The following is an 18225-nucleotide window of genomic DNA, read 5'->3' as shown; positions in this document are numbered from 1 at the left end:
ACGACACGATGCCCGCTGCGCCCGGAGGCCCGCGCCTGCTGCTGCGCCGGCTCCGCGAAGCCATGGCGGAGCCGGTCAGCCCGCAGCAGCGCCTCGACCGGATCGTCGTCCTCATCGCGGCGAACGTGATCGCCGAGGTGTGCTCGGTCTATGTGGTGCGCGATGACAACACCCTCGAACTGTTTGCAACCGAGGGTCTGAACCGCGACGCGGTCCACATCACCCGTATGCGCGCCGACGAAGGCCTCGTCGGCCTGATCGCCAAGACCGCCGAGCCGCTGGCGCTCTCCGACGCGCAGTCCCACCCCTCGTTCTCGTATCGGCCGGAGACGGGCGAGGAGATCTACCACGCCTTCCTCGGCGTGCCGCTCCTGCGCGCCGGGAACACCCTCGGCGTGCTGGTGGTCCAGAACAAGACCTACCGCGTCTATTCCGAGGAGGAGATCGAGGCGCTCCAGACCACCGCCATGGTGCTGGCGGAGCTGATCGCCTCGGGCGAGCTTCAGGCGCTGTCGCCCGGCGCCGGCACCGCGGCGCGCCGCCCGGTGAGCCAGCGCGGCGTCGCCCTCGCCGACGGAATCGGCCTCGGCCACGTCGTGCTGCACGAGCCGCGCATCGTCGTGAAGACGCTGATCGCCGAGAACGTCGAGCGCGAGATGGAGCGGCTCGAAGAGGCGATCGAGGATGTGCGCTCGGCGATCGACGAGCTGGTCGAGCGCGGCGACGGCCTCAGTTCGGGCGAGTCCCGCGAGATACTCGAGACGGTCCGCATGTTCGCCCACGACAAGGGCTGGCTCCGGCGGATGCGCGAGGCGGTCCAGTCCGGCCTCACGGCGGAAGCCGCGGTGGAGCGGGTGCAGTCGGACAACCGCGCCCGGATGCTGCGCCAGAGCGACCCCTACCTGCGCGACCGCCTGCACGATCTCGACGATCTCGCCAACCGCCTGCTGCGCCGCCTCGTCGGCCAGGAGGGACGGAGCGGCGACGGCTTGCCGGAGAACGCGATCCTGGTCGCCCGCTCCATGGGGCCGGCCGCGCTCCTCGACTACGACCGCGCCCGCCTGCGTGGCGTGGTTCTGGAGGAGGGCGGGCCGACGAGCCACATTGCCATCGTCGCCCGCGCCCTCGGCATTCCCGCGGTCGGCGAGATCGCCAACGCCACCGGCCTGTGCGATTCGGGCGACGCGATCATCGTCGACGGCCTCTCCGGCGAGGTGCAGATCCGGCCGACGCCCGAGGTCGAGGCGTCCTATGCCGAGATGGTGCGCCTGCGCGCCCGGCGGCAGGAGCAGTACCGGGCGCTGCGCGACGTGCCCGCCGTCACCCGCGACGGCGTGAAGATCGGCCTGCACCTCAATGCCGGCCTGCTGGTCGATCTCACCCATCTGCACGAGACCGGGGCGGAGGGCGTCGGCCTGTTCCGGACCGAGCTGCAGTTCATGATCGCCGAGCGGATGCCCTCGGCGGCCGAGCAGCAGACGCTCTACGAGGCGGTCTATTCGGCGACCGGCGACCTGCCGGTCACGATCCGCACCCTCGACATCGGCGGCGACAAGATCCTCCCCTACATGCCGGCGCTCGAGGAGGAGAACCCGGCTCTGGGCTGGCGGGCGATCCGCATCGGCCTCGACCGGCCGGCGCTGCTGCGGGTGCAGCTGCGGGCGCTGCTCAAGGCGGCGGCGGGCCGTCCGATCAAGATCATGTTCCCGATGGTCGCCACCGTCGAGGAATTCACCCGCGCCCGCGATATCGTCGAGCGCGAGAAGGCGCATCTGCGCCGCCACGGCTACGTCCTGCCGAGCGATTGCCGCCTCGGCGCGATGGTCGAGGTACCTTCGCTGCTGTTCCAGATCGACGAGATCGCTCGCGAGGCGGACTTCCTGTCGGTCGGCTCCAACGATCTGATGCAGTTCCTGTTCGCGGTCGATCGCGAGAACCGGCGCGTGGCCAACCGCTTCGACCCCCTGTGCGGGGCGGCGATGCGCGCCTTCCGCCTGATCGCCGAGCGCGCGACCGCGCAGGGCTGCCCAGCCACCGTCTGCGGCGAGATCGGCGGGCGCCCGCTCGAAGCGCTGGCGCTGATCGGCCTGGGTTTTCGCGAATTCTCGATGTCCCCGGCGGCGATCGGCCCGGTCAAGGCGATGGTGCTCTCCGCCCATGCCGGCGAGGTCGCGCAGCTGATCGAGTCCGAGTTGACCCGGGTGACCGACGGCGCTTCGGTCCGGCCGGCGCTCACGGCGTATGCGAAGGCCAACGGCGTGCCTATCTGACACGCTGTCCGGCCGGGCCGGATCGTCCCAACCTTCCGTCAACTGTCAGATCCGTCGCGAGTATTTTCAGGGCGATGACCCCCATTCCTTCCGATCGCCTCGACGCCATTCTGGCCCGGCACGAGTTCGTCACGGCGCAACTCGCCGACGGCTCGGCCGATGCCGAGAGCATCGTGCAGCTTTCCCGAGAGTTGTCCGAGCTCGACGGCGTCGTCGCCGCGATCCACCATTACCGGGCAGCCGAGTCCAACCTCGCCGGCATCCGGGCTTTGATCGACGAGCCCGGCGGCGATCCCGAGATGCGCGCCCTCGCCGCCGAGGAGAAGCCGGAAGCCGAGGAGGCGCTGGAGCAGGCCCACCGCGCGCTGCAGCTGATGCTGCTGCCCAAGGACGCGGCCGACGAGAAAAGCGCGATCCTCGAAATTCGCGCCGGCACCGGCGGTGACGAGGCCGCTCTGTTCGCGGGCGACCTGTTCCGCATGTACGCCAAATACGCCGAGTCGAAGGGCTGGCGCGTCGAGGTGATCTCGGAGAGCGAGGGCACCGTCGGCGGCTATCGCGAGGTGGTCGCCGAAGTGAAGGGCCGCTCCGTGTTCTCGCGGCTCAAGTTCGAGAGCGGGGCCCACCGCGTCCAGCGCGTGCCCGACACCGAGACGCAGGGGCGCATCCACACCTCTGCCGCCACGGTGGCCGTGCTCCCCGAGGCGGAGGAAGTCGACGTCGTCGTCAACGAGGCCGACCTGAAGATCGACACCATGCGGGCGCAGGGCGCGGGTGGCCAGCACGTCAACAAGACGGAATCGGCGATTCGCATCACCCATATCCCGAGCGGCGTGGTCGTGTTCGTGCAGGAGGAGCGCTCGCAGCACAAGAACCGTGCCCGGGCGATGGCGCTGCTGCGGGCCAAGCTGTTCGATGCCGAGCGGTCCGCCAAGGATTCGGCCCGGGCCGCCGACCGCAAGGCGCAGGTGGGCTCCGGCGACCGCTCCGAGCGCATCCGCACCTACAACTTCCCGCAAGGCCGCGTCACGGATCACCGCATCAACCTCACCCTCTATAAGCTCGAAGAGGTCATGGCCGGCCCGGCGCTCGACGAGGTGATCGACGCGCTGGTGACCGAGCATCAGGCCGAGTTGCTGGCGGCCGAGGGGATGGCGTGAGGACAGGGTCCGGCCTTCGCATCCGCGCAGGCCTGCGGGGGAGGAAGGGCGGTCTGCGCGTATCGCCCCGACCGGCATGATCGTCGATCTGGTCCCGACCCTTCCCCGCGAGGCTGCGCTGCGGCGCCTCGTCCGGCTCTTCGAGGCGGCCGGGCTGCCGAACGCCCGCTCGGACGCCCGCTTCCTCGTCCTGCACGCCCTCGGCCTCTCACCCCTCGATCTGACCCTGCGCGGGCGCAAGCCTCTCGGCGAGGCCGGTGTGGGGGCCCTCCAGGACGCCGCCGTGCGGCGACTCGCGGGCGAGCCGGTGGCGCGGATCATCGGCGCCTGGGAGTTCTGGGGACTGCCCTTCGCCCTCGGACCGGACACGCTGGTGCCGCGGCCCGACACCGAGAGCGTGGTGGAGGCGGCACTCCGCCTGTTTCCCGAGCGGGATCGGCCGCTGCGCCTGATCGATCTCGGCACCGGCTCGGGCTGTATCCTCGTGGCGCTGCTCCACGAGCGCGTCAAAGCCTTCGGTATCGGTCTCGACCGGTCGCAGGGCGCCCTGGCAGTTGCCTGCCGGAACGCGGAGGCGAACGGCGTCGGGGACCGCGCCGCCTTCCTGTGCGGTTCCTGGCTCGATGCGCTGACGGGGCCGTTCGACCTGATCGTCTCGAACCCGCCCTATATCGCCGCCTCCGTCATCGCGACGCTGGATCCGGAGGTGCGCCTGCACGATCCGCGCGCCGCCCTCGATGGCGGAGAGGACGGCCTCGACGCCTACCGGGCGATTCTCTCGGGGATCGCCCGCCGGCCCGGCCTGCTCTGCGCGAGCGGCGCCCTCGTGCTGGAGATCGGCTACGACCAGGCGCCTGCCTTGGTCCGCCTCGCGCGAGAGACAGGATTCGCCGATGTGAGTGTCGGCCGGGATCTCGCCGGCAACGACCGCGTCGTCACGGTTCGGCCATCCTTGGCGGGCAGGTGACGGCTCGAAGAGGTGGATTCGGAGCCGGGGCACGGCGCGAATGGCCGCCGGACTCGCAGAATTCCGGCATAAGCCGACGCTGCTTCCGAAAAAATGCTTGTTGTCGAGGGCGTCAGTCACTAGCTTAGATATGCAGACCGCCAACGGCCCGTTGAGCGTCTCTCACAAAACTCCCGCTGCGCCGTCACGGCCAAAGGGAGCTCCCGAATTCCGGGAGTTTTGTGAGGCACTCTTTAAGACGGTATCGGCAGGATCGGTTTTGACCGTGTCCTCCGGCTTCGGACGGTCTTCCCACCATCGAGCGGACGCGCTCCGGCAGTCGCGGCTAGGCTCGGTGGGATCGAACCTGACAGTCGAGGGATGTCTCGCGGCGCGCCAAACGGAGCGCAGCCACCGGACGAGCGGCAAACATCGCGGGATGTACGCGCTCGGGCGCCCTGCGCCCGGCCCGTTTCGTCCGCGAGCAAGGCTCCGGCGCTGTCAGTCACGCTGAGCGACAGGTAACGAGGGTCAATCGAGGCCGATGAGACCAAACCAGAATCGACGGATGCGGGGTCGCAATCGGCCCAAGGGTCCGAATCCGCTGACGCGTTCCTACGAGTCGAACGGTCCCGACGTCAAAATCCGCGGCACCGCCCAGCACATCGCCGACAAGTACGCGCAGCTCGCCCGCGACGCCCTGGCGAGCGGCGATCCGATCGCCGCCGAAAACTACTTCCAGCACGGCGAGCACTACTTCCGCATCATCACCGGCGCCCAGGAGCCGGGCCGTCCCCAGGCCAGCCAGGGCTATGCCCGCAACGGCTTCGACGAGGACGAGGAGGGCGACGACGAGGCCGTGCAGGGCCAGCCCGCCGAGGGCGGCCGCCCCGGCTTCGGCTACGGCAGCGACGAGTACGGCGACCCGGCCCAGCAGCCGCAGCCGTTCGAGCGCCACGACTTCGACGGCCGGAACCAGGGCCGCGACCGCAACGAGCGCAACGACCGTAATCAGCGCTTCCAGAACCGCGATCGCAACGAGCGCGGGGACCGCAACGACCGCGGCCAGCGCTTCGAGGGCAACCGGCAGGATTACAATCGCGGCGAACCGCGTCAGGATTTCCGCCAGGACCGCCAAGATCGCCAGGACCGGTCCGAGCGCCAGGATCGCCAGGATTCCCGTCAGGACGGTCACCGCCAGGAGTATCGGCAGGACCGGCGCCAGGATTACCGGCAGGATTTCGGCCAGCCGCCTCAGGAGGGCCGTGACGGCCCGCGCGAGAACCGCCGCGATGCCGCGCGTTTCGAGAACGGCCGTTCCGAACTCTCCGAGGCGCCGCGTCAGGAGTCGCGTCAAGAGCCCCGCCAGGATGCGCGCCCGGACCCGCGCCACGAGGCTCGCCAAGAGCCGCGTGCGGTCGAGCCGCGTCAGGAGCCCCGCGCCGAGGCCGCCCCGCGCTCCGAGGGCCCGGTGCGTCCCGACAGTCCGGCGCCGCGGCGCGGGCGCGGCCGTGCGAGCGAGGCCAGCCGTGCCGCGGCGGCCGAGGTCGCCGATCCGTCGGCGCTGCCCGCCTTCCTGATGACGGCAACCCGTAACCCGGCACCGCCGCCGGCCGAGGCCGCGCCGCCGCGGTCCGCGCCGGAGCCGCGCGAGGCGGCGCCCGCCGCCGAGCTGCCCTCGGAAGACGAGGCCCCCGCGCCCAAGCCCCGGCGTCGCCGGACCCGCTACAAGGGCGCCGAGGGCGAGGCCGCCCCGGAGAAGGCCGATACGCCGGACGCGGCCGAGTAAGATCGGCACGCCCGCGCGGTGTTTCAGCAAAGCCCCGATCCACCATCCCGCAGGGATCGACCGGATCGGGGATGACGAACGGCCCGAGGGAAACCTCGGGCCGTTCTTGTTTCGGGGGGCCGGGGGAGCGGCGTGCCGGAAGGCGGCAGCCGGCCGACGAGGGTCTGCTTCAGCGCAGGTAGTTCACGAGGCTCATCTCGGAGAGGATCGAAGTCACCTTGTAGCTCGCCTGCAACTGCGTCTGCAGGCTGAGGAGCTTGGCCGCGACCTCTTCCGTCGACACCGTGTCGACTCCGTCGAGGGACGCCTCCAGAGTGGCCTTGGTGGTGTTCGCCACCGATTTCGCATTGGCCATGCTGCTGGCCGCGAGGCCGAAATCAGTGCCGAGCTGCTCCAGGCTCTGCTGGCCGTCGCTCGCGGTGAGCAGGTTGGCCGCCCGGCTGGATACCGCCTCGAACCGTGCGGTGTCGACCGTGCCCGCGGCCGTGGTGAAGCCTTCGGCCGCCATCGCGGCGATGCCGGCCAGCGTCCGGCGGATCGCCTCCTCGTTGGCCTGCGCGCCGATTTCCACCGTCCGGCTGGTTCCGGCCTGCACGGTCGCCGTGGCGCGCGGGTCGGCGGCGGTGTCGCCCTTGTACCAGATCACGGTCTTGGCGCTCGCGGTCTCGGCGTAGCCGTTGCCGTCGGCCGCGACGCGTCGTGGGCTCAGGCCCGCCACGGGCGATCCCTCGAAGAAGTTGAGCGAGGCGCGAGCCGTCGAACTCGCCGAGAGTTCGGTATTGGCGGCCGCCGTCAGGGCGTTCTGCAGCGTCCGTGACAGGTTCGCGGTGGTGTCCTCCGGCGTCGCGCCGATGGCGAAGGCCGCCGCGGAAGTGGGGTCGGCGGTCGTCGCGGCCGTCAGGGTGATCGTCTTGGTCGTGCCGTCATGCAGGCCGAGCTTGAGCGTGATGGTGTCGCCGGCGGCGACGCCGTTTCCGACCGAGAAGGATGTCGAGGCAGCCTGCCCGTTGGCGAAGGCGGCCGACACCCCGGGAGGGTTCGCGCTCTGCACGCTGGCGATGTCGGCCCCGCCGAGCGCCCGCTTCAGGTTCGCGGCGGTCTCGGCCGCGGTGTTGCCGATGGAGAAGGCCCCCGCCGCGTTCCCGGCCTCGCCCGCCCGCGCCGTCAGGTCGAGGGTCTTCTGACTGCCGTCGGCGAGCTGTACGACCACCCGCACCTGCGCGCCATCGACGGGCTGCTGCGCGAAATTCAGGGAGACGTCCGGCTTCGACCCCGCGATGAAGTTCGCGCCGAGGGCCGCGCTGTTCGAACTCGACGCGGCCATGAGGTTGAAGCCGAAATTTGCCCGCGCCTCCGGGTTCGAATCCTCGAACAGGCTGACCGTCCGGGTGCCGAGTCCCTGGAGCAGGCGTCCGTTCCCCGAGGGGCCGAGATCGGCCTTCTTCTGCTCGGCGATCAGGGCCGTGAGCCCGTCCAGGCCCTCCGCCGGGATGCCGTTCATGATGGCCTGCTGAGAGACGACCGGTTGGGTGTCGGTGGCCCGTCCCGAGAAGACGTAGACCCCGCCCGCCTGCTGGTTCAAGGCATCGATGGCCGCCGCGAGGTTGTTGGTGGCGAGCTGCACGGTGGTCGCAGGCAGCGTCTGGTTGCGGGAGGCGACGTTGCCGCTGAGGTTGGATCGGGTGCTGTCGGAGAGCGACTTGAGCTGGGTCAGGCTGGCGCTCGTGAGCTTTACCCGGGTCTCGGCCGAGGTGATCGCCGCGAGATAGCCGTCCTGGGCGCTGATCGCCGCGTGGGCGCTGAGGCTGGTGGTGCGCGCCACGCCGAGGCCGCCATAGGTCTCGGCGGTGCGCCCCGTCGACAGCTGCTGGGCCAGCCCGTCGAGCTGGTTCTTCATGCCGACGAGGCTCGCCGACTGGCGGTCGAAGCGGTACGTGCCGGCGGCGAAGGCGGAAATGGTCATCGGCGGCTCCGCAGCTAGATCCTGAGCAGGGTGTCGATCATGTCGCGGGCCGCGGTGAGCACGCGGGCATTGGCGGCGTAGGCCTGCTGGAGCGCGATCAGGTTCGACATCTCCTCGTCGATGTTGACGCCGGAGGCGGAGGCGAAGCGCCCCTGCGCCGTCGAGAGGGCGATGCTCTGCCCCTCGTCGAGATCCTGCGCCGCCGCCGCCGCCGCGCCCTGCACCGAGATGACGCCCTGGACGAAGTCCGCGACGCTCGAACGGGTCGGTGCGTCGATCCCGCTGATGCCGCTCGACGAGGAGAACAGGCGCTGCGTGCCCGTCAGCGCGGTGTAGAGGGCCTGAGGCCGGGTCCCGTCCCCGGTGCTCGATCCGGCGCCCGTCCCGGTGATCCCGACGAGGCTGCCGGCGCTGCCGACCACCGCGGGGTTCACGGCGATGCGCTGCGCGAAGCCGGTGAGCTGCGAGCCGCCGTCGAAGGAGCCGGTGTACAGCGCGGCGGACGCACCGTCGACGAAGAGCGGAATCTGCGTGGAGGAACCCTTGATGTCGCTCGACGAGGTCACCTGCGTCACGCTGGCGCTCGCGGCCAACAGGGTGGCGCCGCCGGTCGAGAGGATTCGCATCGCCCCCGCTGCGCCGCCCGGTGCACTCGACACCGTGTAGCCGCCCCCCAGGGCGGCGGCGATCGCATTGCGGACCGAGGCGGGGTCGCGGCCCGCACCGGGTTGCGGGATCGTGAACGGAATCACCGTGGCGTTGGCGTCGTCGGTGTTCCCCGCGGGGATCGCGGGCGGCGGCGACTGGTAGGACGGCACCAGGATGATGTTGCGTTGCGTCCCGCTCCCGTCCTGGACCGTCAGGGTGACGGCATTGCCGGCCGAGAGGCCGGTCAGGTCGATGTCGAGGCCGCCCGTCGTGCCGTCGGTGGGCACCGTGCCGGTGGCGGGACGGTCGGACATCGCCCGCGACAGGCCCGCCGCGAGGTCGTCGAGCTGGCGCTGGGCCTGCGGCAGCACCGTGTCGCGCAGTTCGATCGCGGCGGCGATGGAACCGGAACGGATCGCCCCGGAGGCGAGCAGGTCGATCTTCCCGCCGCCGGGCGTCGTCGCGACGATGGTGCCGACTCCGCTCTGCGACGGGTCGGAATCGTAGAGCGCATTGGCCGAGAGCGTGCCGCGCCCGTCGAAGCTGAGCGAGGCGGCGTCGGAGCGGTCGAGCAGGGTGACGCCGGAGCTTGTCAGCACGCTCACGCTGCCGTCGCTCTGCGCGACGGCGTTGATGTCGATGAGGCCCGAGAGGCTGGTGAGCGCTTGGTCGCGCTGGTCCTCAAGGTCCGGACGGCTCGGGTCGCCGGCCGAGGTCGCGACGATGCGGGTGTTGAGCTTGGCCAGTTGCGCGAGCAGGCTGTTCGCCTTCTCGGTGTCGATGCCGAGTTGCGTCTCCAGCCCCGAGCGCAGAGCCTGAACGCCGTTGGCGGCGCTGCCGATGCGCGTGGCGATGTCATTGGCCGCGCTGAGCACCGTCGCCCGCGCGGCCGTCGAGGTCGGATTGGCCGCCAGCGTCTGAAGCGAGAGGGTGAAGCTGTTGAACACGCCGTCGAGCGCCGAGCTGTCGCCGGGGCGTCCGTAGAGCGTGTCGAGCTGCGAGCGCGTCTTGGACATCAGCGAGGTGTAGGACGCGCCCGACGTTTCGGAGCGGAGCTGCTTGAGCGCCGCGGCGTCGAGGGCACGCCCGATCGTGCCGGTGGCGACGCCCGCGTTGCCGGTGCCCGAACTGACGGGCGAGAGCGTGCGCCGGACGTATCCCGCCGTGCCGACATTGGCGATGTTCTGCGAGACGACCCCGATCTGGGCCTGCGTGACCCGCAGGCCGGCGGTGGCCGTGCTGAACGCGTCGAGGGCCAAGGCGTCTCTCCTCGCTCAGGGATCGGTCAGCGGATGACGTTCAGGAGGTCGGAGATCATCGTCTGCGCCGTGGACATCACCCGGGTGTTGGCAGAGTAGGCCTGTTGGGTAACGATCATCTTCGAAAATTCCGCGGCAATGTCGGTATTCGACTGCTCGACGTTGGCTCCGACCACGGACGAGTCCTTGAGCCCGATGATCGCCTCGCCCGAGGCGACGGTCTGCTGGTAGTTGCCCAGCGAATCCGGCTTCAGCCCGTCCGGGTTGACGAACTGGGCCACCTCGATCCGGGCGAGCCCGATCACCGAACCGTTCGAGTACTTGCCGCTGATGATGCCGTTCTCGCCGACCTCGACGGAGTTCAGCGAACCGGAGGCGTAGCCGTTCTGCTTGAGGTCGTTGGTCGTCACCGTACCGGAGGCGGCGGCGTACTGCGTCAGGCCGCCGCTGATATCGAGGCCGACCGAACCGACATTGACGCCGTCGACCGTGAGGTTGTTGATCGAGACCGTGTTTCCGGTCGGAGCGGTCAGCTGCCCGCTGGGGCTGAAGGTGAAGGCTTGGCCGATATTGCTCCAGCTCGTCTGGTTGCCGGAGACGCTGGTCTTGTCGGCGATGAACAGGTTCCAGGTATCGCTCGTGCCGGCCGCCGAGTCGGCGGCGGCCACCTTCGCCCACCGGCTCTGGATGCTCACGGGCGAGCCGGAGGCGGTGTAGACGGTCAGCGCCGGGCCGGCGATGCTGTTGTCGATCAGGCTCTGCGCGTTGGTCTGGGACACGGTGCCCCCGGTCGCGCCGTTGGCCGGCGTCACCCGCGCGTCGGTGCCGTCGCTGAAGGCGGAGAGCAGGCCCTTCGACGAGGCGGCCGTCGTGGTGGCGGGGGATTTCGGCAGATTGGCCGAGTAGGTGATCGTCGTCGTCGGCTTGGCCGGGATGATCGCGTTGGAGATCTTGATCGCCCCGGTCCCGTTGGTCTGGCCCGTGACGGGGTCGAGGCTCGCGCCGACGAGGTAGGAGCCTGCTCCGTTGACGAGATAGCCGTCCTTGTCCGGAGCGAAGTCGCCGCGGCGGGTGTAGAGGTTGGCCGTGGAGAAGCTCTCGCTGCCGCCCGCGTCGGTGGTCTTCTTGCGCACCACGAAGAAGCCGTTGCCGTCGAGGGCCATGTTGGTCGAGACGCCGGTCGAGACCTTGTTGCCCTGGACCGAGTTGGTGAGCTCAGAGAAGGCTCCGACCGAACCCGCGGTCTGGTTCTTGGTGCTGCTGCTGTCGACGAGCATGTCGACGAAGCCGGTATCGATGCGCTTGTAGCCGGTCGTCTGCGAGTTCGCGATGTTGCCGGAAATGTTGCTCAGCGAGAAGGATTGCGCCTTCAGGCCCGAGACCGCGGTCTGAAGCGCGGAAAAGACGTCCATGGCGTTGGCTCGCTCCACAAGGCCGCACGAGGCGGTGGACACGTGAGCGCAATCGCCATGCCAGGACTAAGTCGCTGAGATTGTTGAGGTGACTCCGCGTCGTCTCGGCAGATTTGGATCATCCGGCGCGGCCGTGCGGCAGATTCTGCCGGGCGCGGCCGTGTTTACGACCCGTTATCGCTACGGCCGCTAGGGTGGATGCCGAGCTTTCGCGTCGGACGGCATCCATGAAGAACAAGAGGACGAGCCTCGTCCACCTGATCTACTTCTCGCGCCTGACCATCTCGAACGAGCCGGCCCTGCGCGCGAAGCAGATCGGCGACATCACGCGTCAGGCTCAGAAGAAGAACGAATTCGCGGTGATCACGAGCTTCCTGATCATCGACCAGAATTTCGCGATCCAGGTCGTCGAGGGCGAGCGGCAATCGGTCAACGAAACGTTCCAGCGGATCGCCGCCGATTCGCGGCACCGCGACGTTCAGATCGTCGAGTGGCGAGAGATCGCCAAGCGCGAGTTCGTGAGTTCGTTCACCACGGTGAGCCGGACGGCCGCCAACGAGCCGCACTTCGCCAAATCCGGCCTTCTGCCGATGCTGCAGCGGGGGACGCCGAAGGGCAGCGCCATCCATGGGCTGGCCGTGACCCTCCAAGCCGAATCGATGGCCAAGCAGGGCATCGACCATCTGTTCGTTTGAGCGGGCGGGCCGTCTGAGCCCGCCCTTCAGAGTTCCTGTTGAGACACGATCTCGGACGCCATGAGCGACACGCTTCCCATCCTCATCGTCGATGACCAGCCCAAGCTGCTGCGGCTGATCATCGAGTTGATGTCCCGCCTCGGCTTCCCCGACGTCGAGGGTGTGTCCGATGGCCCCGAGGCCCTCAAGCGCATGCGGGAGCGCCGCTACGCCCTGGTGATCTCCGATCTCGCCATGGAGCCGATGGACGGGCTTCAGCTCCTGCGGGAGATCCGGGCGGACGACAACCTGATGAACACGCCCTTCATCCTCACCGAGACCTCGTTCGATTTCGAGGACATCAACCACGCTCACGTCGCGGGGGCTGATGCGTTCATCCTCAAGCCGCTCGACATCAACCTCCTGAAGACGAAGCTGAAACAGGTGCTCAACCGCAAGCCGCGCCGCCGCGAGGCGCCGCTGCCGTCCGAGTCGACGCTGAGCCAGGAATTCCCGCTGCTCGGCAAGTTCTGACCCGCAAGTTGTGATCCGCAAGTTCTGATCGGCACGATCGTCGCGGGTAAAACGCGTCCGCCACCGCGAAACGACGGTGTCGGCCCGGTGACGTCCGACCGTGTCGTCGCACATCGGCCTGTGCGCACGCGGCACTTGAGCAAAGCCCGAATCCGCCGCTCCGGCCGGATCCGGTCCGCGACGCCTCGCGCACCCGACCGAAGGACCCGGCCGATGCGTCAACTCCCCGCAGACTTGGTGAAAAACGATCTGTGATCGGTCTACCGTGAGGCCCTCTTAACCGAAGCCGGTCATTCCTGCCGGGAACGGAGAAGAAGGCCGGGTTACCGATGCAGGCGCAGGCCATACATCCAGGGATCGCTCACCGGCAGCCGGTCGTGCGAAGCGGCCGGGCGACGATCCGCGCAACGGTTCTGCGGACCGGCCTGTGGCTGGGCCTGATCGTGATCGGGTCGGTCGTCGGCACGCTCGTGGCCTCGCTCACCGCCGATCCGGCCTCGCGCGCCCTGCTCGTTGCGGGCGTCGGAGCCACGGCGCTCGCCCTCGTGCTCCTCATCGTGCTCCGGCTCTTCCGACGCCTGGCCGGGGCGATGCGCCTGGCTGAGGAAGCGCTCGGGCGCACCGCCGCGGACCCGGTGCTGCCCGCCGCGAGGACGGGCTTCGCGGAACTCGACGCCCTCCTCGCCAAGGCGGGCGCGTTGCGGGCCGACCGCGACGCTGCCGACAGAACAGAGGCGGCCAGCCGCGCCGTCTTGGAGCGCCGCGAGGAGGAGTTGAGCGATCGCATCGCCCGGCTGAACGCGGCGCTCGACACCCTGTCCCTGGGCTTCCTGCTCTACGACCGCGATCACCGCCTGCTCGTGGTCAACCGTCGCTATCACGAGATCTATCAACTGCCTCCGGGCGCGGTGACACCCGGCATGCCGGCGTCAGAGGTGTTGCGCAGGAACGTCCTCTCCGGAAACCTGTCGGATCGGAATGAGTCCGGACAGCTCGCCGAGATCGGAGCGCTGATCCGGTCCGACGCGGTGCCGGCCCAGATCCAGCATCTCGCCGACGGCCGTGTCGTCGCCGTCGAGATCCGCCCGATCGACGGGGGCGGGTTCGTGGCGATCTACGAGGAGGCGACCGAGCGCTGGAACGCCGAGGCCCGCATCGCCCACATGGCCCGGCACGATGCGGTGACCGACCTTCCCAACCGCGTCCTGCTGCGCGAGCGGATCGACGGGGCGATCATGCAGGCCCGGCGCGACACCGGCTTCGCCGTGCTCTGCCTCGACCTCGACAACTTCAAGCAGGTCAACGACACCCTCGGCCACGCGGTGGGCGACGAGTTGCTGCGGGCGGTGGCTCACCGCCTCCGGGCCTGCCTGCGCGAGGTCGATACCGTCGCCCGCCTCGGCGGCGACGAGTTCGCGATCATCCAGACCGCGGTCGGGGAGCCGGCGGATGCCGCGACCCTGGCCCAGCGCATCCTCGACGTGGTGAGCGCACCCTACGCGCTCACCCACCATTCCGTCATCGTCGGCGTCAGCATCGGCATCGCGCTCGCGCCCGGAGACGGGCTGGAGGCCGAGCGCTTGATGCAATGCGCCGATGTCGCCCTCTACCGCGCCAAGGGCGACGGGCGCGGCGTGTTCCGGTTCTTCGAGGCGGAGATGGATGTCCGGCTTCAGGCCCGGCGCTCCCTGGAACTCGACCTGCGCGCCGCCTTCGAGGCGGAGGCGTTCGACCTGCACTACCAGCCGATCTACGACCTCGCGCAGGAGCGCATCTGCGGCTTCGAGGCGCTGCTGCGCTGGACCCATCCGACCCGCGGGCGGGTCTCGCCCGCCGAGTTCGTGCCGCTCGCCGAGGAGATCGGCCTCATCGTGCCGCTGGGCGAATGGGTGCTGCGGCGCGCCTGCCGCGAGGCCGTCGGCTGGCCCGAGGGCCTCAAGGTCGCGGTGAACGTCTCGGCGGCGCAGTTCACGTCGAGCGCGCTCATCGGAACGGTGAAGGCGGCCCTGGCCGAGAGCGGCCTGCCCGCCCGCCGCCTCGAACTGGAGATCACCGAGAGCGTGCTGCTCGTCAACGGAAGCGCCACCGTGGCGATCCTGCACGGGCTGCGCAACCTCGGCACCCGCATCGCCATGGACGATTTCGGCACCGGCTATTCCAGCCTGAGCTACCTGCGCAGCTTCCCCTTCGACAAGATGAAGGTCGATCAGTCCTTCACCCGCGACCTGACGGTGGAGCAGGGCTCGGGCTTCATCGCGCGGGCGGTGGTCAGCCTCGCCTCCAGCCTCGGCATGACGACGACCGCGGAAGGCGTCGAGACGCCGGAGCAGCTCGCTTGGCTGCGCGAGGAGGGATGCGACGAGGTGCAGGGTTACCTGTTCAGCCCGCCGGTGCCGGCGAGCGCACTTCCGGCCCTGCTCGACCAGTGGAACGGGCGCGAGCGCCGCGCTGCCTGAGGCACCACCGAAGGATCGGCCGACGCTCCCCCGCGAAGACGGGCTTCGGCAAGACCGATCTCACGCCGCCACGGTGGCCGGCGGTCGCTCGCGCGATACCTTCGCCGCCGCCTCGCGCAGCGTGCCGAGACCGGCCTCCGCGGCCATGCCGGCGGTGGCCAGGTGCCGGCGGTAGGCCCGCGCTCCGGGGCGCCCGTTGAACAGGCCGAGCATGTGGCGGGTAAAGGCATGGAGCCGAAGGCCCCGTTCGAGTCCCTCGGCGATGACCGGCTCGAACGCCTCGACCGCCGCGAAGGCATCGGCGACGGGAGCCGGCTCGCCGAACAGCTCGGGATCGACATCGAGCAGCAGCGCCGGCTCGGTATAGGCAGCCCGGCCGATCATCGCCCCGTCGACCTCGGCGAGCCTGGCCTTGGCGGCGGCGATGTCGCCGATCCCGCCGTTGATCGCGATCGGCAGTTCGGGACGGGCGCGCTTCAGCCGGGCGACACGGCCGTAATCGAGGGGCGGTACGTCCCGGTTCTCGCGGGGCGAGAGACCCTTCAGCCACGCCTTGCGGGCATGCACAATGAGCCCGTCGACCCCCGCCGCGACGACGACCGCGGCCAAGGCGTCGAGCGCTTCCTCGGTGTCCTGATCATCGACGCCCAGACGACATTTCACGGTGACGGGCACGGACACCGCCGCCTTCATGGCCGCCACGCACGCGCCCACGAGATCCGGTTCGCGCATCAGGCAGGCACCGAAACGTCCCTCCTGCACCCGGTCGGAGGGGCAGCCGACATTGAGGTTGATCTCGGCGTACCCGAAATCGGCCGCGATCCGCGCCGCCGCCGCGAGGTCGTCCGGATCGGACCCTCCGAGCTGAACCGCGACCGGATGTTCGCGGGCATCGAAGCCGAGCAGCCGGTCGCGGTCGCCGTGCAGGACGGCGCCGGTCGTCACCATCTCGGTGTAGAGGCGGGTCCGGCGCGAAAGGGTGCGGTGGAACGCGCGGCACTGCCGGTCGGTCCAATCCATCATCGGTGCGACGCTCAGGCGCCACCCGCTGAGAGCGTCCAGTTCTTCGGCCGGCGTCGACACGTGTGCCCCGTTCGTTGCGATGCGGGTTCGCGCCGGACCATCCAGCAGGACCGAGGCGAGGCGGCTTGATCGGACGCACATCCCGACCCGAGACGCCGGCGACCGAATGCCAAAACGCCGACGGAGCCGGGTTCCGACGCGCTGCGAGCCGGAAGCCGTCTGTCGGGACATTGTGCGCGATGAGCGTCCCGATATCACGCCTCGCCGAGGCTCGGAAGAGGATGCGGCGAGAGCCAAGGCGCCGCGACGGTTTTGAGGGCGCGCGTCCGGTCGCTGACACGCCGATCCCCGAACACCGCAAGTTCCGTTGACCTGCGGGAAGCGGCCGGATCGGGCATGAGAGCGATCCGGCCCATCCCACTTCGAGATCGGGCGCGCAGCGGGGCGTGGCTACGCCGCCGAGGGCGGCGCCTCGTGAAGTCGAAGGTAGGCCGCCGCGAAGGCTTCCGCGCTCTCCTTGGTCAGGTCGGTGACGACGAGACCTTGCGCGGTGACGGCCCAAAGGCCGTCCTCGTTCTGGAAGACACTGATCGCCGTCACGGCTGGTCCCCCCGGATGGACTCGCCCGATCAACGATCCCGCAGCGCGGCATGTTCCACATTGGCGCGGCGCGACTCGAGCCGCGCCGCTTCCACAGCCTCACCGATCCTTGAGCTTCGCCGGTCCTCGGCGGAGCCGGGGAGGCTCAGTGCTTGTGGGCGTGCCCATGCCCATGCCCATGCCCATGCTCATGGTCGTGACCGTGGCCGTGCTCATGGTTGTGCTCATGGTTGTGCTCATGGGCATGCTTGTGGCCGTGGTCATGCTCGTGGCTATGATCGTGACCGCAGCTTCCGTGAGCGTGGTCGTGACCATGCCCATGATCATGACTGTGGACGGGCCCGTGCCCGTGATCGTGATGCGCGTGGGCTTCGTGATCGTCGTGGTGATGGTGGTCATGGCCGCACTGGCTGTGGTCGTGGGCCGCCTTCTCCGGCTTGAACGGGCGGTTCACCGGACTCGCCGCACAGCCGGCGCCGCGGACCAGTTCGGCGGCGCGGGCCGGTACGTAGAGAACCTCCGCGCCAACCTCGGCGGGAACGTGCTCGCCGCCGAGTTGCCAGGCGAGGCGCAGCAGACGGGCCGGATTGCCGGCGCGGACTTCCAGCAGCGCTTCCTCGGCGGCGCGCACGCCCACGAGGCGCCCATCCTCGAGCTTCAACGCGTCGCCGTCTTCCAGGCCCGCGGCGCGGTCCAGGGCGAGGTCGACGGACAATCCGCCCGCCGTGGTCAGGTGCGCGTGCGCCCGGTTCCGGGCGGCGTGGTCGAGGGTCACCGTATCGACGACGAGATCGGGCCGGACGGCGGCCTTGCGGACGATCAGGCTGGCTTTGGGCATGGTGATCCTCGGTCGTGAGCCCGTCGGCAACAGGCCGGATCCGGGCGATTTTGCAACAGACGCGATCTCAGATGGCAGGCGCAGGGCGAAATGTCATGCGCCGATGCAACCTGCCCCAATCTTGGCCGTTTCATGTGCCGTCGATGGCAGCCGGTGACAAACCAAGGCCAAACGGTGCCCCGCGCCGGCAGAAGGCCCGATCGCCGATGCACAAGGGAGTTCGGACCACGATGAAGAGACTCATTGCCGCCGCCCTCGCGGGCAGCCTCGCGCTCTCGCTCGGTGCCTGCAACACGCCTCAGGATCGGGCGCTGGGCGGTGCTGCTCTCGGCGCGGGCCTCGGCGCCGCGGTCGGCGGCCTCGCCACGGGCCGCGCCGGCGGCGCGCTCGCCGGTGCCGCGATCGGCGGCGCGGGTGGGGCCATCGCCGGTGCCGCCACGGCGCCGCGCTGCCCCTACGGCACGTTCCGCGACGAGTACGGCAACGTCTACTGCCGCTGATCGCGACGCACGCGTTGCGGGGAGGGCCGGGGCGGAGAGCTCCGGCCCTTTCCTTTTGCGGTCGATTAAAGCACGGGGCTTGCGCTGCGCTACGGTTTGCCGCGTTTAGCCGTCACGAACACCCTCGCCGCATGACCTCGGAACCGTCCTTGC

General features: G+C 69.7%; 14 protein-coding genes. 8 read left to right on the top strand and 6 right to left on the bottom strand.

Annotated features, from left to right (window positions below):
- The first annotated feature begins 8 nt into the window (after window positions 1–8).
- The 4 genes from ptsP (at window position 9) to MPPM_RS04815 (ending at window position 6165) form a co-directional block, all read left to right on the top strand.
- Window positions 9–2270, top strand: a complete 2262-nt coding sequence (gene ptsP, locus MPPM_RS04830) for a phosphoenolpyruvate--protein phosphotransferase (protein ID WP_096484080.1) — start codon at window positions 9–11, stop codon at window positions 2268–2270.
- Window positions 2271–2344: 74 nt separating this feature from the next.
- Window positions 2345–3430, top strand: coding sequence for a peptide chain release factor 1 (prfA, locus tag MPPM_RS04825; protein ID WP_096484079.1), 1086 nt, complete (start codon window positions 2345–2347; stop codon window positions 3428–3430).
- 76 nt (window positions 3431–3506) lie between these two features.
- Window positions 3507–4397 carry a peptide chain release factor N(5)-glutamine methyltransferase gene (gene prmC, locus MPPM_RS04820; RefSeq protein WP_096484078.1) on the top strand — a complete coding sequence of 297 codons (891 nt, stop codon included), beginning with the start codon at window positions 3507–3509 and terminating at the stop codon, window positions 4395–4397.
- A 547-nt stretch (window positions 4398–4944) separates the two neighbouring features.
- Complete coding sequence (locus tag MPPM_RS04815; protein WP_096484077.1) at window positions 4945–6165, top strand: DUF4167 domain-containing protein; 1221 nt, start codon at window positions 4945–4947, stop codon at window positions 6163–6165.
- A gap of 169 nt (window positions 6166–6334) precedes the next feature.
- Here the strand turns inward: MPPM_RS04815 and MPPM_RS04810 are convergent, their stop codons facing one another.
- The 3 genes from MPPM_RS04810 to MPPM_RS04800 are packed head-to-tail and all read right to left on the bottom strand — an operon-like array spanning window position 6335 to window position 11447.
- On the bottom strand, window positions 6335–8128 hold the full coding sequence (locus tag MPPM_RS04810; RefSeq protein WP_096484076.1) for a flagellin family protein: 1794 nt from the start codon (window positions 8126–8128) through the stop codon (window positions 6335–6337).
- 14 nt (window positions 8129–8142) lie between these two features.
- Window positions 8143–10035, bottom strand: coding sequence for a flagellar hook-associated protein FlgK (flgK, locus tag MPPM_RS04805; protein WP_096484075.1), 1893 nt, complete (start codon window positions 10033–10035; stop codon window positions 8143–8145).
- A 26-nt stretch (window positions 10036–10061) separates the two neighbouring features.
- Window positions 10062–11447 (bottom strand): flagellar hook protein FlgE, encoded by a 1386-nt coding sequence (locus MPPM_RS04800; RefSeq protein ID WP_096484074.1) that lies wholly within the window; start codon window positions 11445–11447, stop codon window positions 10062–10064.
- Between the two features lie 227 nt (window positions 11448–11674).
- Between MPPM_RS04800 and MPPM_RS04795 the strand changes: the two genes are divergently transcribed.
- From MPPM_RS04795 to MPPM_RS04785, 3 genes are all read left to right on the top strand, one after another.
- Entirely contained in the window at window positions 11675–12142 is a 468-nt protein-coding gene (locus MPPM_RS04795) for a BLUF domain-containing protein (protein WP_017487136.1), read from the top strand.
- Window positions 12143–12202: 60 nt separating this feature from the next.
- A complete protein-coding gene (locus MPPM_RS04790; protein ID WP_096484073.1) occupies window positions 12203–12655 on the top strand; it encodes a response regulator in 453 nt (150 codons plus the stop codon).
- A 329-nt stretch (window positions 12656–12984) separates the two neighbouring features.
- Window positions 12985–15111, top strand: a complete 2127-nt coding sequence (locus tag MPPM_RS04785; RefSeq protein WP_096484072.1) for a putative bifunctional diguanylate cyclase/phosphodiesterase — start codon at window positions 12985–12987, stop codon at window positions 15109–15111.
- 60 nt (window positions 15112–15171) lie between these two features.
- Here the strand turns inward: MPPM_RS04785 and dusA are convergent, their stop codons facing one another.
- The 3 genes from dusA to MPPM_RS04775 all read right to left on the bottom strand — a co-directional run bounded on the left by dusA (window position 15172) and on the right by MPPM_RS04775 (window position 17572).
- Window positions 15172–16194 (bottom strand): tRNA dihydrouridine(20/20a) synthase DusA, encoded by a 1023-nt coding sequence (gene dusA, locus MPPM_RS04780; protein ID WP_096484071.1) that lies wholly within the window; start codon window positions 16192–16194, stop codon window positions 15172–15174.
- Between the two features lie 390 nt (window positions 16195–16584).
- Window positions 16585–16734: a hypothetical protein gene (locus tag MPPM_RS28490; protein WP_173807875.1), complete on the bottom strand. Its 150-nt coding sequence runs from the start codon at window positions 16732–16734 to the stop codon at window positions 16585–16587.
- Window positions 16735–16879: 145 nt separating this feature from the next.
- A complete protein-coding gene (locus MPPM_RS04775; RefSeq protein WP_096484070.1) occupies window positions 16880–17572 on the bottom strand; it encodes an urease accessory protein UreE in 693 nt (230 codons plus the stop codon).
- A 230-nt stretch (window positions 17573–17802) separates the two neighbouring features.
- Here MPPM_RS04775 and MPPM_RS04770 point away from each other — a divergent pair, with 230 nt between their 5' ends.
- The gene (locus tag MPPM_RS04770) at window positions 17803–18072 is read left to right on the top strand and encodes a YMGG-like glycine zipper-containing protein (RefSeq protein ID WP_012252649.1); all 270 of its coding nucleotides are present in this window, start codon (window positions 17803–17805) and stop codon (window positions 18070–18072) included.
- Window positions 18073–18225 lie beyond the last annotated feature (153 nt).

Source organism: Methylorubrum populi, from assembly GCF_002355515.1.
Classification (GTDB): Bacteria; Pseudomonadota; Alphaproteobacteria; order Rhizobiales; family Beijerinckiaceae; genus Methylobacterium; species Methylobacterium populi_A.
Note: the sequence above shows the minus strand (reverse complement) of the source record. Positions and strands in the feature narration are given on the sequence as shown.

Excerpts from the sequence above, each read along its gene's own strand:
- MPPM_RS04790 (WP_096484073.1), top strand. The coding sequence starts at position 12,203 with ATGAGCGACACGCTTCCCATCCTCATCGTCGATGACCAGCCCAAGCTG.
- MPPM_RS04770 (WP_012252649.1), top strand. The coding sequence starts at position 17,803 with ATGAAGAGACTCATTGCCGCCGCCCTCGCGGGCAGCCTCGCGCTCTCG.
- MPPM_RS04795 (WP_017487136.1), top strand. The coding sequence starts at position 11,675 with ATGAAGAACAAGAGGACGAGCCTCGTCCACCTGATCTACTTCTCGCGC.
- prmC (WP_096484078.1), top strand. The coding sequence starts at position 3,507 with ATGATCGTCGATCTGGTCCCGACCCTTCCCCGCGAGGCTGCGCTGCGG.
- MPPM_RS04815 (WP_096484077.1), top strand. The coding sequence starts at position 4,945 with ATGCGGGGTCGCAATCGGCCCAAGGGTCCGAATCCGCTGACGCGTTCC.
- MPPM_RS04810 (WP_096484076.1), bottom strand. The coding sequence starts at position 8,128 with ATGACCATTTCCGCCTTCGCCGCCGGCACGTACCGCTTCGACCGCCAG.
- MPPM_RS04785 (WP_096484072.1), top strand. The coding sequence starts at position 12,985 with ATGCAGGCGCAGGCCATACATCCAGGGATCGCTCACCGGCAGCCGGTC.
- ptsP (WP_096484080.1), top strand. The coding sequence starts at position 9 with ATGCCCGCTGCGCCCGGAGGCCCGCGCCTGCTGCTGCGCCGGCTCCGC.
- MPPM_RS04800 (WP_096484074.1), bottom strand. The coding sequence starts at position 11,447 with ATGGACGTCTTTTCCGCGCTTCAGACCGCGGTCTCGGGCCTGAAGGCG.
- MPPM_RS04775 (WP_096484070.1), bottom strand. The coding sequence starts at position 17,572 with ATGCCCAAAGCCAGCCTGATCGTCCGCAAGGCCGCCGTCCGGCCCGAT.
- prfA (WP_096484079.1), top strand. The coding sequence starts at position 2,345 with ATGACCCCCATTCCTTCCGATCGCCTCGACGCCATTCTGGCCCGGCAC.